The organism is Rothia nasimurium (assembly GCF_928392795.1).
Classification (GTDB): Bacteria; Actinomycetota; Actinomycetes; order Actinomycetales; family Micrococcaceae; genus Rothia; species Rothia nasimurium_F.
This window is the reverse complement of sequence record NZ_CAKMTJ010000008.1, coordinates 20757-36290: the sequence shown is the minus strand read 5'-3', so window position 1 is coordinate 36290 and position 15534 is coordinate 20757. Positions and strand designations below refer to the sequence as shown.

The 15534-nt window shown below is 55.4% G+C and carries 12 protein-coding genes; 3 read left to right on the top strand and 9 right to left on the bottom strand.

The window, feature by feature from the left end; translation table 11 throughout:
* Nucleotides 1-116: 116 nt before the first annotated feature.
* Together L6963_RS09130 and L6963_RS09125 are read right to left on the bottom strand one after the other, a co-directional pair.
* Nucleotides 117-1439: an MFS transporter gene (locus L6963_RS09130; protein ID WP_237207406.1), complete on the bottom strand. Its 1323-nt coding sequence runs from the start codon at nucleotides 1437-1439 to the stop codon at nucleotides 117-119.
* Between the two features lie 134 nt (nucleotides 1440-1573).
* A complete protein-coding gene (locus L6963_RS09125) occupies nucleotides 1574-3739 on the bottom strand; it encodes an acyltransferase family protein (protein WP_272878940.1) in 2166 nt (721 codons plus the stop codon).
* Between the two features lie 286 nt (nucleotides 3740-4025).
* Between L6963_RS09125 and L6963_RS09120 the strand changes: the two genes are divergently transcribed.
* A complete protein-coding gene (locus tag L6963_RS09120) occupies nucleotides 4026-5318 on the top strand; it encodes a hypothetical protein (RefSeq protein ID WP_237207405.1) in 1293 nt (430 codons plus the stop codon).
* A 44-nt stretch (nucleotides 5319-5362) separates the two neighbouring features.
* Here the strand turns inward: L6963_RS09120 and L6963_RS09115 are convergent, their stop codons facing one another.
* The 5 genes from L6963_RS09115 to L6963_RS09095 all read right to left on the bottom strand — a co-directional run bounded on the left by L6963_RS09115 (nucleotide 5363) and on the right by L6963_RS09095 (nucleotide 10636).
* Nucleotides 5363-6211, bottom strand: coding sequence for a glycosyltransferase (locus L6963_RS09115; protein WP_237198259.1), 849 nt, complete (start codon nucleotides 6209-6211; stop codon nucleotides 5363-5365).
* Complete coding sequence (locus tag L6963_RS09110) at nucleotides 6211-7329, bottom strand: glycosyltransferase family 4 protein (RefSeq protein ID WP_237207404.1); 1119 nt, start codon at nucleotides 7327-7329, stop codon at nucleotides 6211-6213. The genes L6963_RS09115 and L6963_RS09110 overlap by 1 nt, the downstream gene beginning before the upstream one ends.
* 10 nt (nucleotides 7330-7339) lie before the next feature.
* Nucleotides 7340-7735, bottom strand: coding sequence for a DUF2304 domain-containing protein (locus L6963_RS09105; protein ID WP_237207403.1), 396 nt, complete (start codon nucleotides 7733-7735; stop codon nucleotides 7340-7342).
* A gap of 3 nt (nucleotides 7736-7738) precedes the next feature.
* Entirely contained in the window at nucleotides 7739-8482 is a 744-nt protein-coding gene (locus tag L6963_RS09100; RefSeq protein ID WP_237207402.1) for a glycosyltransferase family 2 protein, read from the bottom strand.
* A gap of 123 nt (nucleotides 8483-8605) precedes the next feature.
* Nucleotides 8606-10636 carry a DUF6541 family protein gene (locus tag L6963_RS09095; RefSeq protein ID WP_237207401.1) on the bottom strand — a complete coding sequence of 677 codons (2031 nt, stop codon included), beginning with the start codon at nucleotides 10634-10636 and terminating at the stop codon, nucleotides 8606-8608.
* 294 nt (nucleotides 10637-10930) lie between these two features.
* On the opposite strand from L6963_RS09095, the gene L6963_RS09090 reads away from it, so the two are divergent.
* On the top strand, nucleotides 10931-12598 hold the full coding sequence (locus L6963_RS09090) for an alpha-keto acid decarboxylase family protein (protein ID WP_237207400.1): 1668 nt from the start codon (nucleotides 10931-10933) through the stop codon (nucleotides 12596-12598).
* An 85-nt stretch (nucleotides 12599-12683) separates the two neighbouring features.
* Here L6963_RS09090 and L6963_RS09085 read toward each other — a convergent pair whose 3' ends face one another.
* Complete coding sequence (locus L6963_RS09085) at nucleotides 12684-14090, bottom strand: GntP family permease (RefSeq protein ID WP_237207399.1); 1407 nt, start codon at nucleotides 14088-14090, stop codon at nucleotides 12684-12686.
* A 26-nt stretch (nucleotides 14091-14116) separates the two neighbouring features.
* A complete protein-coding gene (locus L6963_RS09080; protein ID WP_336603543.1) occupies nucleotides 14117-14629 on the bottom strand; it encodes a gluconokinase in 513 nt (170 codons plus the stop codon).
* Nucleotides 14630-14975: 346 nt separating this feature from the next.
* Between L6963_RS09080 and L6963_RS09075 the strand changes: the two genes are divergently transcribed.
* The gene (locus L6963_RS09075) at nucleotides 14976-15497 is read left to right on the top strand and encodes a flavin reductase family protein (protein WP_185173806.1); all 522 of its coding nucleotides are present in this window, start codon (nucleotides 14976-14978) and stop codon (nucleotides 15495-15497) included.
* Nucleotides 15498-15534 lie beyond the last annotated feature (37 nt).

The window sequence follows — 15534 nt, the reverse complement described above, 5'->3', positions numbered from 1 at the left end:
CAGGTATCGGTAGCGCCCAGCAAGCGCTGGCTCTTCTACCGACTAGCACCTAAAACCAGGACGCCCGCCCCACCTGCGAATGGTGGGGCGGGCGTCCTTATCTCTTGCGAGAAAATCTAGTGGTCCTGCACCCGGTCAACCTCAGCCAGGGTCAGCTTTCCGGTCTCACGAGCGGTCAGCGCACACAGGCAGGCCAGAGCCGCCATACCCAGGGTGAAGGCGGCAGGGCCCACCCAGTTGGCAAAGTCGTCCCCGGCAAGCGCGGTAGCTGCTGCAGGAGCGATACCACCCGACAGGGCAAAACCAATCTGGGTGCCCAGGGCCAGGCCGGTCACCCGCACCCGAGTGGGGAACATTTCAGCGTAGAAGGACGGCCAGATGCCGTTGGCCATGGAGTAGAAGGCCCCGTGCATGAGCACACCAAACACGAACACGAGAACAATGTTGCCGCTTGTGATGGCGTGCAGGTAGGGGAACATGAGCCCACCAGCGACCAGGGCGCCGGTAGCAAAGATAGGTTTGCGGCCGATTCGGTCAGCGACCATAGCCCAGAGCGGGATAGCGAGCAGGCTCAGGCCGTTAGAGGCAATAGGAACCCAGAGCATAATGCCCGAATCAATTCCGTGACCCTTGGTGGCGAAAGAGATTGAGAAGGTTGTGAAGACCATGTTCACGGTATTGACCATGGCGCACAGGGCCACCACCGCCACCGCCCGCTTGTGGCGGGTGAAGACAAGAGCCAGCGGCGCCTTACGACGGGCCGGGTCAATCACCTGCTGGGCCTGGGTTTCAACGAAGGAGGGGGCCTCTTCAAGACGACGGCGAATCAGCCAGGCAGCTACCAGCACGAAAGCCGAAAGCCAGAAAGGCACGCGCCAACCCCAGCTGAGCAGGTCTTCTTCGGGCAGGGCCGCAAAGGGCAGGAATACCGCCGTTGCTAGCAGGGAACCGAACTGGGTACCGTGCAGGGTCCAGGAGGTGGTGAAGGCCCGCTGGTGGTCGTGGGCGTGTTCCAGCGACATTGAGATAGCGGACGCCTGCTCACCCGACGCCGATAACCCCTGGAAAACCCGGCAGAGCACCAGCAGGGCGGGGGCAAGCAGCCCCACCTGGTCGTAGGTGGGCAGGCAGCCAATGGCGAAGGTGGCCCCGCCCATCATGAAGAGGGTCAGCATGAGCACAAAACGGCGTCCGAACCTATCGCCCAGCGGGCCCATCAGCATAGCACCAAAGGGGCGAACTACATAGGCGACGCCCAGCACCATCATGGATTTGAGGATTCCAGCGGCATCCGAGTCTTCGGGGAAGAAGATGCGGTTGAGCACCAGGGCCGCGGCTGTACCGAAGACCGCGAAGTCGTAGTATTCCAGCGCTGAACCGATCCAGGAGGCCAGGGCGGCCTTGCGCGGGCGTTTGTGCGGGGTGGCGGGTGCGGTCATAGTTTTCCTGCGGGGTGCGGACGCCCGGCTCGGCTAGCCCTGCCCGGCGTGTGTGCGTACGGTAGTACCCTGAGCGTATGCGCGGGTGCCCCGGCTGGTCAAAGCCGGGGCACCCGTATTCCGTATGGTGGTTGCTAGCCTGTGGGGTTGACGGCTGAGGGGTCCCAGCCCTGGACTTCAAGTTGTTGTACCACTGCGCTCGAAAGGGTCTTACCATACTGCGCTGTGAGGTGGTTATTATCCATGTATAGTGCCACATTTCCTATTACAGGAACGCAGTATCCCTCAGGGCAAAAATAATTTGATAAATCCACTTCGTAGACGTTAGAGAAACGATCAAAAATGGGCTGGGCAGGATCCGTAGATGCTAATACCTGTGACCGTGGAACACTGCAACTCGAGGTATTTTCACGCTGAGAGCATTCAAACATATTCTGAACAAAACGAGGGTTATCACGAACAGATATGATTTTTCCTCCGTAGGATTCTACAAGACTTGCTACACCATCAATTCCTTTGACTGGCTGCTCATCAGGGATACCATCTTGAGGTCGAGTAGAGATTACTGCAAGATAGGTGGGCTTCAACTGTTGAATTTCTTCAAGAGCTCGGGCATTGTAGTTTTGGCAGGCAGCATCAGCTGCAGGTCCCGCAGTTGAGTAGCTTTCTTCTGGGACAGTCAAACGGCACCAAGGTTTAATCATTAGAATCACCGTGGCATCGTCAGGGATTACTTCTTCAAATAAGGGCAGTGACTGCTGGCTATGCGAATCACCTGCAAATACAAAAGTAGGTGCATCAGGGCTTCTCTTCGCTTGCATCACATAGCAGTACTCCTCAGCCTCTGGGTTGTTGAGGCTTGAGTTTTCCATACCGGGGTAGGAGTTGCACTGTTCACCGATAGAGGTATCGACCCACCCTTGATTACGGATAACAGGGATTGGAGGGTTCTGGTATCTTTTAGTCTCACCTATAGCCAGTGCACCAGGAAATTGGGAAGTCCCTGCAAGAGAAGCGTTATGCGCCCACACGTTGATTTGTGCATCCAACCATCGTGTAGCTCCTACAGCCAAGCCACCGACCAGAGTAAAACATACTGCGATGACAGCCACCGGGCGCTTCCAGTTGCCCCGGACATTCTGTTTTTTTCGACTCCACGGGGTACCGCTGAGCATTGCGTGGCGCAGGGCGTGGCGGCTGGGTTTCTTTTCCCAGGCTCGTAGAGGCTTTTCAACAAGGTTGTGCAGGAGCCACGCTACCGCGATAGAGGAGAGAATAACCAGGGTTCCGTCAAGCCAGCCAGCTTTAGGCTCCCCAATAGCGGTGGTGTACAGGATGAGAATGGGCCAGTGCACCAGGTAGAGGCAGTAGGAGATTGCCCCCATCTTCTGTAGAGGTTTAGCTGAGAGAAGGCGGTCTACGCCCAGGCGGGAGCCAGTTTGACCCGCTGCGATGACGAAAGCACCCGATAGCAGGGGCCAGAGGGCCAGGTAACCGGGGAAGGCACGCTCAACAGGCAGGAGCCAACCGCAGGTGACAAGGCCGATAACGCCCACCCAACCCATGGGTACCTTCAACCAGGACGGCACTCGCCAGACTAGTACGAGCATGGCGAGCAGGGTGCCGGCTGCGAACTCCCAGAGGCGGGTGCGGGTGTCGAAGTAGGCAAAGGACTGGTTGGTAGAGGTCTCGATAATGGAGAAGGTAAGAGAGGTAACGAAGACCGTACCAAAAACAAATAGGGCGGTGGGGAGAACCTTCAGACGCAGATAACCCACCAGGAAGGCTACGAAAGCAAACAGCAGGGGCCAGAGAATAAAGATTTGGCCCTGCATGGAGAGAGACCAGAAATGCTGGAAGGGGGTTTTGAGGGTGGCGTCTTGGGCGTAGTAGTCCACCGAGTTGAAAGCCAGGCGCCAGTTGAGGAAGTAGAAGAGCGCTGCTTTGGCGTCAGCTAAAAGGGATGCCCAGCGTGAGGGAGCAATGACGAAATAGGCGGCGACCAGGGTAGCCAGGATGACGGTTGCAGCCGCCGGCAGTAGGCGCTGGAAGACGTGGAGCCAGTAGCTGACGACCTTGAGGGGCTTGCCGTCCTGAATCTTACGTAAGGACGACAGCGAGAGCAGGAAGGCTGAGATGAAGAGGAAGACATCGACACCGCCAGACACTTTACCGAACCAGACGTGGTACATAACCACGAGAAGGACTGCCAGGGACCGGAGGCCTTGCACTTCTGGCCTGAATTTGGGTTGCTCAATGAAGCTGCCCAAGGGCTTGTGTCTGTGGCGAGTTCGGTTCATCTATGCTGCTTCTCTGTGGTGCGGTTGCTACCCGGTGGCTGGGCAACTTGGGCAGTCTACCACAGGCACCGATTAGGTCTCCGAAACGCTAACCGGTAAGGTAGCAACCTCCTCTTCCAAGCTATGCCTTCTCTTTAGACGCAATTGCAGCGATTGAGAGTACAGGGGTAACGGTGCAAAGCGTGTGGCACAAAACCATCATACGGCATGCCCTAGAATGCCCTCCGGAGTGGCAAGACCGATAAGCTAGAGATACTTTCCTTATCGTCATAGAAGAAGAGATTCCGTGAGCGAAGAACATACCGAAGCTGTGATTAGTCGCGGCCAGTCGCTTTTTATTACGGCTTCATCCATTATTAGCGCGGGTACTACTTTCTTGGTGACCTGGCTAGCTGCCCGATCTTTAACGGTCGAAGACAACAAAGATTTTTTGGTTTTTTGGTCTCTTACTTCTTTGGTGTTCGCGACTTTGCTGGGGGTTCAACAAGAGTCAGCGCGCCTCATCGGCTCCCATCATTTGAGCAAGGGTAATTCTGCTTCTGTCCCCAGTCAGAGAACCTACAACCCGCTCGTGGTAGCGACCTGGGTGGGTCTCACCTGTGCTCTCATTTTTGCAGCTCTTACACCGGTGTGGCTCGGCACCGTTCTACCAGCAGGGGACTGGAGAACAGTACTTCTGATTACCCTGGTGACGGCTGTATATGCCTGCCACGTCTACTGCATTGGGGCGATGGCCGGCACCCGTTCCTGGACAGAATATGCCCTGTTGATTTCAACCGGCGGTATTTTCTGTTTCCTGTGTACCCTGCTTGTATCTGTGGTTGGGGGCAGCCTGCTTGCCTTTCAGCTCTCTTTCTTGGCAACGGCCTTCCTCTGGCTCATTTTTGTGGCTTTCTCACCCCGGGTACGCTCAGCGACTCGTTTGCGTCTGGTAGGACGCCCAGGCGCGGCGTACCGGAGCATGCTTTTAGCTGTGGGGACCGCGGTAGCTATGGCTGCTATGTCTACAGGCTTTCCTATCTTCTTGGAAGCAACAAGTTCGAAGGCCGAAACAGAGTCCGATGCACTTCTGGCCGCGATTATTTTGGGTATCTCCATCACTCGCGCACCCATCATGATGCCCCTGCAAGCTTTTCAGGGTGTCGCGGTGTCTTATTTCCTGGCCCATGCCCAGCGCCCTACCGCTGCCCTGCTTAAACCTGTAGGGGCTTTGCTAGCTCTGGGGGCAGTAGGAGCCGGAGCAGCTTATCTGCTGGGTCCCTGGCTTTTCGATGAAATCTACGAGAAGTATGCCGGGCAGCTCGACGGGGCTTTCCTCGCGGCTCTCACTTTTGCCGCGGCCCTTCTAGCGGTGACAACACTGTCAGGCACGGCGGCCCTGGCGATGGGCGCCCACCGCATCTACCTTGCAGGCTGGGTAGTTACCGTTGTGGTTGCTTTTGGCTGTCTGCTGCTACCGTTAGATCTTGAAACTAAAACCATTGTGGCCTTGATGGCTAGCCCGGTCATCGGTGCGGCAGCGCACCTTGCCGGCATGGAGGTACTGAGCCGAACACAGACGTCCGCACAAGCCATCTAACAGTGCATACAACGTGAGGGGCAGCTGAGCTGCCCCTCGATGTTTTAAGAACGTTTGAAGTAGGTGAAGTACTCGTGCAGGGGGCGGATAAGCCCGGACGCCCGCACAAACTGGACACTGCGCCACAGCAAGTGCGGGGGTAATGCCAGAACAGCGGGGACGCCAAGAGTCTTCGCTAGCTGGCGGCGGCCACGAGTCACACAATCCACATGAGAGCCTCGAGGCGAAGCACCCTTGCTTAAATTGGAGGTATGGACTCTGTACAACACCAAGAAGTCAGGCAACACAGCAACTTTTCCCAAGGTACCAATTCTTAGGGTTAAATCGTAGTCTTCACACTGGTCTAGCCCGGGAGTATGCCCCCCAATCTTGTCATACGCGGATTTACGGAACATGACGGATGAATGAGGGATTGGATTAAACAAGAAGAGGCTCTTACGCACATCATCCGATACCACAGACTTCAAATCACCAATTTGCTGACCGTCCTCGTCAATTATACGAGCGCGTGCTCCCACTAGAACGCAGTCTGGGTGAGACTGAAGGTACTCTAGCTGTTTTGCAAAACGCTGGGGCAGAACAATATCATCACCGTCGAGATTAGCGATATATTCAGTGTTGACATATTTAATACCTTCAATAATTGAACCGCTCATCCCCAGATAATGGTTAAAGCGCAACACCAAGACTCTGCTATCAGTAAGCCACGGATACTGTTCTTCCTCAGACTGTATTTGCATAGCATCAAGGCTGATATTAGGTCCGTTCAGAACTAGAACAACTTTTAAATCAATACTGTCACTCTGGAGGGCAGACTTCATAGCTTCATCTACCCACCGATTAAGCTCCCCGCTACGAACGATAACGGCAAGGGTTCCCTCTATCTTTTCCACTACAACTCCTCGGGAATCTTATGCCTAAAAGTCTGAATAATTCGCTCATAGGTCTTACCCTGGCTAGCCCAGCCCCACCGCTGGAGGTCTTCTACAGGGTACGCCTGGGGGCCCTGCGCGAGCTCAGCACGTACGGCTGCTACCAACTGGGGTACGCCCTGCTGCCCGACAATGTGAACCCGAACCCCGGCGTCCTTAAGCACCCGGGCGCTCGATACATCGTAGGTAACGATTGCCGCCTGTGAAACGTAAGCATCGATGATGGTGGTTTGGAACCCTTCGGCTGCCACAGTGGGGTTAACCAAGGTCGCCCCGCGAAGCTCACGAGCTACAGTTGCGTGGTCGACAAAGCCCTTGAAATCTACTGCGTCAGCAATACCCAGCTCAGCGGCATAAGCTTTAGCCTTCTCCAAATCAGCCCCAGCGCCCAGCACTACACCGCTAATCTCAGTATCTTCTGCATGGAGTTGCTGGATAGTTTCGAGAAAAGCCCGCCAACCCTTCACCTCAACTACACGGGCTAAAAAGACAAGCTTTTTCCGCTGGAAGACAACATCTTTAGGGGCAGCCATAGGCAGGGGAGAAACGTTATAAAAAACCTCAGCATCTACGCCTGAAAGCTTTTTAACAAAATCGCAGGAGGGCTGAGAAACACCCAAAACCTTAGAAGCTGCACGGAGTGTCAGCACACCTAACGTACGGTCTACCAGCTGACTTGCTAGGCGAATAACGGCCTTCTCCGAGACCACAAAGCCCGAACCGTGCTCGGTATGGACTACGGGAATCTTCATCATTCGGCCTAAGGCAACCCCAAACCAGCTCATGCTAAAGAAGCGGGTATGAATCGAGATGACATCGATATTCTCGCGCTTCAGCACCTTAGCGAGGCGGGTAAGACCCACTAGAGATGGGAAACCGAGGATGCCGTCGACGGTGAGGTACTCCTTGAGCCGATAAACCTTGATACCGTTTTCAACGCTCACACCGGGTGTATCTGAGAGGGTCACGATAGTGACCTTATGCCCTAGCCTGTGCAGCTCGGCTGACAGAGCAGAAACATGCTGCTCAAGGCCACCAACCTTGGGGGGGTAGTTATTGATAACGAAGGCGATATTCATTTAACTGTCCCTAGAAAGAATCTGCGCTGCGGTCTCGAGTATCCTGCTTAGCCTCGGAATGCATCTGTTGCTGGTCAAATTGAGCCCTCAAAATCGCAATCTCTTCGGCAAGAACACGAACATCTTCGCCTGTTTTAGACAGGGCAACGGTCAGATGCAGACTCACGCCTATGAGCATGATGATTGAGAGAAGGAACAGCAGATTAACTGGGGACTCAATACCGATAAAATCTGCAAAGAAAAGAAGCAGCCGCGGGAAAATTACCAGAACAATGATAATTGCAGAAACAATTAACCAAAGTGCTGCATATTTTTCCTTCATATTTTGGTTCCGCACCTGAGCAAGGACCAGCAAGACAATAACAGCAGCAAATATTAGAAAAAATATATATGAATTTGTTGACATGTTTTATTTGCCTCCCACCATGGTCTTAGTGCGGGTCATTGACATTGCGAAGGAAAAGAAAGAACGGACGAGATAAATAGCCGATTTCCATGGGTTTGATGAAGGAGTGCCCGCCTGGCGCTCACGCATCTCCACAGGAACTTGCTTGACGCTCAAACCTGCACGAATTGCCATAACGCAAGCATCAATGCAGTCTCCCAGATACTCTGCAGGCAGGTGTTCACAGTACTGCTCAATAGCCCTACGGTTAGCAGCACGGAACCCACTTGTTGCATCAGTAAATTTCTCCCCAGAAATCCTGGTAAAGAGGAAAGCAAGGACGACCATAGCCCATTTTCGGGGGCCACGCACCTTATAGTTAGTTGCCTTAGCGAAACGAGAACCGATTGATATATCGGTTCCGTCGTCTAGACCAGCTAGCACAGTACGAATTCCCTTGGGATCGTGTTGCCCGTCGGCATCTACCTGAATCGCCCGGTCATAATTCATGCGACGGGCATACTTATAGCCTGTGCGAAGGGCACCACCAATCCCCATATTGTACGGAAGGTCGATGACAAAAGCACCAGCTTGACGGGCGATCTCTGAAGTGCGATCAGTCGACCCATCGTTGACGACCAACAAATCAACCTCAGGCATCATACGGTAGAGCTCCGTAATAGTGCCTCCAATAACCTCTTCTTCATTCCACGCTGGCATGATGATGAGTGTGCGCAGTTCTGCGTCAGGTGCCGGTGTTTGAGGCATAAAGTGATTGTCTCCTCGTCAAACAGTGCCCCACGGGTAAACCCCAAGGCTATATGCCTACCTAGTCTAACAGTTGCCTGGTTAGACCCGCTAAGAAGTGTTGCATCTTTGATAGTGAATCATCTAACCACAAGCTGTAATTCGGTATAGAGTAGCGCCACCTGAGCGGTAGATCACTTCAGCAACTCCACCCTGATCAATCACATCTGCATCGGCCAAATATTCTAAAGTTTTGTACTCTTTAGCGTGAATGCCTGTGATGTCCTGGTTGATTTCAACCTCACCAAAATAGATGGCGTAGTAAGCATTCTCTTCGGATGCCACCCGACAAAATTCAGGGTCCGTCGAAGCGTCAGGGAGTTCTCTCGTTAAAACTTCTTCCTCATATGTAAGCGTATGTGCCGTATGGTACCCCGTCACTTTTCGCCCGGATACCGCATACGCCAAACCCGCACCTGTCCAGGGGTTAGCAATGATAGTCGCGTCTTCAGGCACATACTGGTCGATAGCGTAAAGCACATTATATTCATCAGGAGTGAGGAGGGGAGATTTGAGGTCAGGAGCGTATCGCCAGAAAATGAAAGAAACATAGTTCTCTAGGCGATGAACGGTCTGAGTACTCCATCCTAGTGCCCCCACTAAAATCATCGGGGTTACTGCGACAAGAGCTACAGACTGCTTCCAGTTGAGTTTCTCTATATAAGCCGTGATGTAGCGGGCAAGAAAGTCAAACCCTACAAGAACTAAGGGAATAGAGGCTAAGGGAATAAGAACCACTAAGCGGTATGAGTCGTGGTACCAGACGCCTGTAACCCAATCCCGGCCGTCTTCCCAACTCATAGAGCGGGCTGCAATATAGAAGTAGGCTGTATATGCCCAGGTACCGATAACCCACAGCAACGTACGACGGGATTGCACGATGACGTAGGCTCCCACTAAAGCCAGGATAGACAGCACCCAGAGATTGCCAATACCCACAGCATTGTTCAAAATAACTTCGCCAATAGCGGTTGAATCACTTACCTCGGGTTCCCAGCCTCCAGCTGTTATAGGCGGGCGCACAACCCCCCAAAGGAACCAAATTAGTCCCAGAACAGCGGCGACCCCGACTATCTGAGCCAGTCCAAGCGATAGAGACGTGCGGCATTTTACCATCTCTACGCCAATCAAAATGCCCCTGAAAATAAAAACTGGAACAACCATGACCAGAAGCGACATCAAAGCATTGGGGTGGGCCAGCGCAATACCAAGAGCCACAACAACACCTAGAACAGCTGCCGTAGCAGTATCTAGTCTACGCACCTCAGCAACTCGGAAAAGCTGAATCACCAGAGCTAGACCAATTGGCATCAAAGCAACACCCAGGCTATTGGGGTAGAGCACACCAAAATCAATCAGGACCAGAGGAAAACCTACATAGCCTGCAGCAACCACGCCAGATGCCAAAATTGTGGAATGTGAGGCCGCAAGTAAGTGGCGTGCTAGATACACGATGGCTATAGGCCAAACTACAGCACCAACCACAACACTCATCGTGTTTGCGACAACAGGAACATCCGCGCCAGAAAGCATAAACGCTAAAGAGGCAATGTCATGCCAGGCTGCCGGGTAGAAAGAGACCTCATCTGGAGCAGCAGTCATAGAAGTTAGGGTGAGGGACGAACCGTTTGCAGTATCAGCAATATACCGTATGGCATTGAGGTGAAAGTTAACATCATAGGTCTGAGAAATCCAGTTAACGTTCCCAATGGCGTTTGTGATATTGCGGCCCAGCAGAAGAGCGCCCAGCATAACCGAAATATAGGCTAGTAGCTGCCCCCGGCTCCACCAACGCTGAGGTCGCAATACCGTTTCTGCTTCATGCCGTGACGTTCTTGGAACGTCCACAACCCCCAGAAAACGAGCACCTCGCAGTACTCCATAGACAAGTACTGCTAACAGAACTGCGAAGACTAGTGGGACCCATACAGACCAACCTATGCCCACTAAAGGAGCAACCATGGCGCTCAATGCCACAGTTGCCACTGAAAGAGCGGGTGAGATACCAAATGCGTCAAACCCCTTCTGCCCAGCAGCAAGAGCAATCAGAAAGCCAGGGACAATAAGCACCGTGATGGCGACGAGGGCAGGTAATACGGCGAGAGACCATTCCATAGTTGGCTACGTTCCATTCATGTTCAGGGGAAAGAAGTAGACCTCCCTCGGTGGGGGATTGCCTAAACTATGAATTCTAATAGAACAAAGCTCCAATGAAGCGCACATACTGAGACTCTTACACTTCTGCTTCAAACTCACACCCAGATACAAATAGATACATTATTTTCGATAGTGTGCACTATCGGCTAAAGCCCAGGCACTGAGAACCCATCCAGAGCATCTGAGCACCACACTAGACTAGATATAAATGGCGCAGGTCACACGGCCTGTTTTACCTAGTACAAGGAGTCAATGATGACCTATACCGTGGGTAACTATATTCTCGATCGTCTGGCTGAGCTGGGCGTAGATAAGGTCTTCGGTGTGCCCGGGGACTTTAACCTCTTCTTCCTCGACGATGTGCTGGCGCACGAGAAGCTGGATTGGGTGGGCAACGCGAATGAGCTCAACGCCGGATATGCGGCGGACGGCTACGCCCGCGTCAAGGGCCTGGGCGCCCTGGTGACCACCTACGGTGTGGGTGAGCTGTCAGCTATCAACGCAACTGCCGGCTCCTACGCTGAGAATGTGCCCGTGATTCACATTGTGGGTGCACCCAGCCTGTCGGCCCAGAATTCTCACCTGCGCATGCACCACACCCTGGGCGATGGGGATTTCAAGCATTTTATGCGTATGGCGTCCGAGGTATCTGCCGCCGTTGCGGCCCTGCACCCGGCGACCGCTGCGACCGATATCGACCGCGTCATCCGCACCGCCGTCATCCACCGTAAGCCCGGCTACCTGATGCTGCCGGTTGATGTATCGACCATGCCGGCCACTCCCCCGTCGCGTCCGCTCGATGTGGATAGCCACGTTTCCTCGCCCGATATTGAGGCCCTTTTCAAGGACGCCGTCGCCGACTTCATGCACGGCAAGAGCGTGACGGTGCTGGCAGATATCATGGCTGAGCGTCTGGGGGCGGTGCAGGACGTCCGCGCCCTGGTAACCGAGACCAAGTTCCCCTTTGCGTCCCTCATGTGGGGCAAGGCCGTGCTGAACGAGACCAAGCCCAATTTTGCGGGTATTTATGTGGGGGGGCTGTCGGCTGAACATACCCGTGCGGTTGTGGAAGATGCTGAGGTTTTGGTCTGCGCTGGCGTGGAATTTACAGATACCACGACCGGCATATACTCACATCAGATAGATTTTGGCCGGGTTATTAACATCGGTGCGGAGAGCACCAGCATCGCCGGGCGTCACTATGCCCCGCTGACCATGGCCAGCGCTTTGAACATCGTTAAAGAGGTGTCCCTAGAGTTAGGCCTCAAGGGCACTCCCTTTGAGGCTCCCACCAGCGAGGAACCTCTGCCCGAGATCACCGACGAGGCCCTGACCCAGGATGTGCTGTGGAAGGTACTCTCATCAAACCTGGATGAGAAGAACACCGTTGTGGTCGATATGGGTACCTCTTTCTTCGGTATGGCAACCCGTAAGTTCCCGCGCGATTCTCGCTTCATCGGCATGCCTCTGTGGGGTTCCATCGGCTACTCCATCCCGGCCCTGCTGGGTGCGGCTATGGCCGATACCGATTCCCGCGGTGTGCTGATGGTGGGGGACGGCTCAGCCCAGCTGACGATTCAGGAGATTGGCACCATCATCCGCGAGGGTGTGAACCCGGTGGTCTTCTTGATTAACAACGATGGCTACACGATTGAGCGGTCTATTCACGGCGTGGAGGCTGAGTACAACGACATCACCGCCTACGACTGGTCGAAGATTCCTGCGGCTTTTGGCGGTACGGACGCCAACACGCTAACTCTGCGGGCAGCTACGGTTCGCGAGTTTGACGAGGCCTGCCGCCTTGCCAAGGAAAACCGTGACAAGCTGGTCTTCATTGAGGTGGTCACCGCCCCCATGGATATGCCCGAGCTGCTTGAGAAGTTCGGTGCTCAGGCAGCCCAGCTCAACAAGAAGAAGTAGTACTACAAGAGCCCGCAAGGACGCGCCCGCCCCGCCTTCACGCACGAAGGCGGGGCGGGCGCGTCCGGCTATAGGCCACAGGCAACTAAAGCAGGCTAGCGACCCCAAACACGGCCACGGCACCGGCAAAACCTACGACACCAATGAGGGTTTCCATTACCGTCCAGGTTTTGAGGGTGGTCTTCTCGTCCATATTGAAGAAGCGGCTGACCAGCCAGAAACCTGAGTCGTTGAAGTGCGAGAGCACCACAGAGCCTGCGGCGACCGAAACGACAAGGGCAGCCAGCTGGATGGAGTTGAAATCTGCAGCCAGAACACCGGGGGTGATGAGACCTGCGGCGGTTGTCAGGGCTACGGTCGCTGACCCCTGGGCAACGCGCAGAATTGCGGCAATGAGGAAGCCCGCAACAATGAGGGGAACACCCAGGTCACCCAGCACATCGGCGAGAGCATCGCCGATTCCTGAGGATCGTAGCACGCCACCGAACATACCACCGGCGCCGGTAATCAGGATGACGGAGCAGACAGCGGGGAGAGCGCCGTCCATGGTCTGCTGGATGCCTAGGGCGTGGTCCTTGCGTTTGAAGCCGAGCAGGTACATGGCGACGAGGGAAGTGATAAGCAGGGCGACGGGGGTTTCACCGAGTAGGCGCAGGGTTTGGAACCAGGCTTCATCTGCTGCGCTTTCGGGTAGCACTCCGCCCTTAGCCAGGGTGTTAAGGCCGGTGTTGAGGAAGATGAGGACCATGGGGAGCAGCAGTACGAAGAGTACGGTGCCGAAGGAGGGCGGGTTGAGGGGTGAGTCCTGGGTTTCTTCGTGGCCCATGAGGGCAGGAACCGGCAGGTCAATGCGCTTACCGATGAACTGGGAGAAGAGGTAGACCGCTAGGTACCAGGTGGGTACCGCAATGATGAGGGAAACAAGCAGCAGAGTACCGACGTTGGCTTCAAAGAAGGAGGCGGCTGAGACGGGGCCGGGGTGCGGCGGTACGAAGACGTGCATAACGGAGAAGGCACCCACAGCGGGAATACCGTAGAGCAGGAGGGAGCCACCTACCCAGCGGGCGACAGAGAAGACGATGGGGAGCATGACGACCAGGCCGGCATCGAAGAAGATGGGGAAGCCAAAGAGCATGGAGGCCACACCGAGGGCGATGGGGGCGCGGTCTTCACCGAAGACCGAGATGAGCTTATGGGCAAGTACCTGGGCGCCGCCGGAGTATTGGATGAGGGCACCGAGCATGGCGCCGAGGCCAACGAGCAGAGCTACGGAGGCCAGGGTGGAGCCAAAGCCGCTGAGCATGACGGGTACGACACTGGCAATGGGGATTCCGGTGGCAACCGCGGTGAGCAGGCTGACGATGATGAGGGCTGGGAAGGCATGGAGTTTGAACTTGATGATGAGCAGGAGCAGGAGCAGAATCGCGCCGGCGGCGATGGCAAGGAGGGGCCCGGCGGTAAGGGTTTGGACCCAGTCTTCGGGAAGAGGCATGGTGATGTGCTTTCGTGTGGGGTGTTTTAGAGGGTGGGACGCAGAGCTGCCAGAGCAGTGGCGGCGACTTCTTCGGGGGTGCCGGAGATATCAACGAGTACGCCGGCTTCGTCAGCTTCGAGGGGTTCAAGGGTGGCGAACTGGGAGTCGAGCAGGGAGGTGGGCATGAAGTGGCCTTCGCGGTGCGTCATGCGGTCTGCAATGGTTTCGCGCGACCCCGTCAGGTGAACGAAAAGGACGCCGGGGGCGGCTTCGCGCAGCACGTCACGGTAGGTACGTTTGAGGGCGGAGCAGGTGACGATTGTGTGCTCGCCGCGGGCGTCCGCGCCCTTGATCCAGGTGGCGATGCGGGCAAGCCAGGGGGCGCGATCGTCGTCGGTGAGGGGAATCCCGGCGCTCATTTTCTGGATGTTTTCAGCAGGGTGCAGGTCGTCGCCTTCGACGAATGGCCACCCTAGCTGGTCGCGCAGGGCGTGGGCGATGCTGGTTTTGCCGGTACCGCTCACACCCATCACGACAATGTGATGTGTGTTTTCCATTGTCATGTCTATTATTGTGCACCCATTTAGTCTGTATGCCGAATAGACGGGGTACTCAAGACGTGCAGGTAAAGTAGGCACACAGCGAAGCTGCTGGCTGGGGCTGGCGTGAATCGTGACGAGCCCCCGGGCGAGGAGCGAGAGGGTCAGCTGCAAGCGTGTGCCTGCTTAACCTGTTACGGCCTCTACCCTTTGTTACAGCCTGCGCGCGTAACACTGTCACAGTTCTACTCATAGGGGCAATATGTGAGAAAGGCTAGGGTTTGGTGCACCTGAAGTCCTAGGCTGAAGACCAAGCGCTCCCGGCGCTGTAGTCCCCAAGCAGCCGCACAAAGGAAAACCGACCATGACCACCCAGGTAAATATCAGCGAGAAGACCGCCACCGAACTTTTCTGCGAGGCTTTCGGCGCCCAGGCAGCCGGCGTTGCCATCATCACCGCTGAGGGCTCCGACGGGCTGCCGGGTGGCCTGACCATCTCGTCCCTGTCGTCGGTTTCTGCTGAGCCTCCCATCGTGTCTTTTTCTTTCAAGGACCGCACCGGTTCGGCTGCCCGCATCATCGATGCTGACTCCTTCCTGATTCACCTGATTGGTGCCGATAACATCGAGATCGCCAAGCTCTTCTCGGTCAGCAAGGCCGATAAGTTTGGCGATACTTCTACCTGGGACCGCCTGCCCACCGGCGAGCCCCTGCTGCACGGGGTAAGCCGGGTGCTGCGCGTCCGCCCCCTGGGTACCCTCAATGCGGGCCCGGCCGTGGTCTTTACCGCTGAGGTCACCGACTTCATCCGCCACGACGCCAACGCCGCCCCCACCGTTTACCACGCCCGCCGTTTCCACGGTCTGGGCGACCACTCAGCCCTGTAATCTAGCGCCCCGGCAGGCCCGGGGTTTTAGACTGGTG

Excerpts from the sequence above, each read along its gene's own strand:
- L6963_RS09080 (WP_336603543.1), bottom strand. The coding sequence starts at position 14,629 with ATGGAAAACACACATCACATTGTCGTGATGGGTGTGAGCGGTACCGGC.
- L6963_RS09095 (WP_237207401.1), bottom strand. The coding sequence starts at position 10,636 with ATGGAATGGTCTCTCGCCGTATTACCTGCCCTCGTCGCCATCACGGTG.
- L6963_RS09105 (WP_237207403.1), bottom strand. The coding sequence starts at position 7,735 with ATGTCAACAAATTCATATATATTTTTTCTAATATTTGCTGCTGTTATT.
- L6963_RS09125 (WP_272878940.1), bottom strand. The coding sequence starts at position 3,739 with ATGAACCGAACTCGCCACAGACACAAGCCCTTGGGCAGCTTCATTGAG.
- L6963_RS09130 (WP_237207406.1), bottom strand. The coding sequence starts at position 1,439 with ATGACCGCACCCGCCACCCCGCACAAACGCCCGCGCAAGGCCGCCCTG.
- L6963_RS09085 (WP_237207399.1), bottom strand. The coding sequence starts at position 14,090 with ATGCCTCTTCCCGAAGACTGGGTCCAAACCCTTACCGCCGGGCCCCTC.
- L6963_RS09090 (WP_237207400.1), top strand. The coding sequence starts at position 10,931 with ATGATGACCTATACCGTGGGTAACTATATTCTCGATCGTCTGGCTGAG.
- L6963_RS09110 (WP_237207404.1), bottom strand. The coding sequence starts at position 7,329 with ATGAATATCGCCTTCGTTATCAATAACTACCCCCCCAAGGTTGGTGGC.
- L6963_RS09075 (WP_185173806.1), top strand. The coding sequence starts at position 14,976 with ATGACCACCCAGGTAAATATCAGCGAGAAGACCGCCACCGAACTTTTC.
- L6963_RS09100 (WP_237207402.1), bottom strand. The coding sequence starts at position 8,482 with ATGCCTCAAACACCGGCACCTGACGCAGAACTGCGCACACTCATCATC.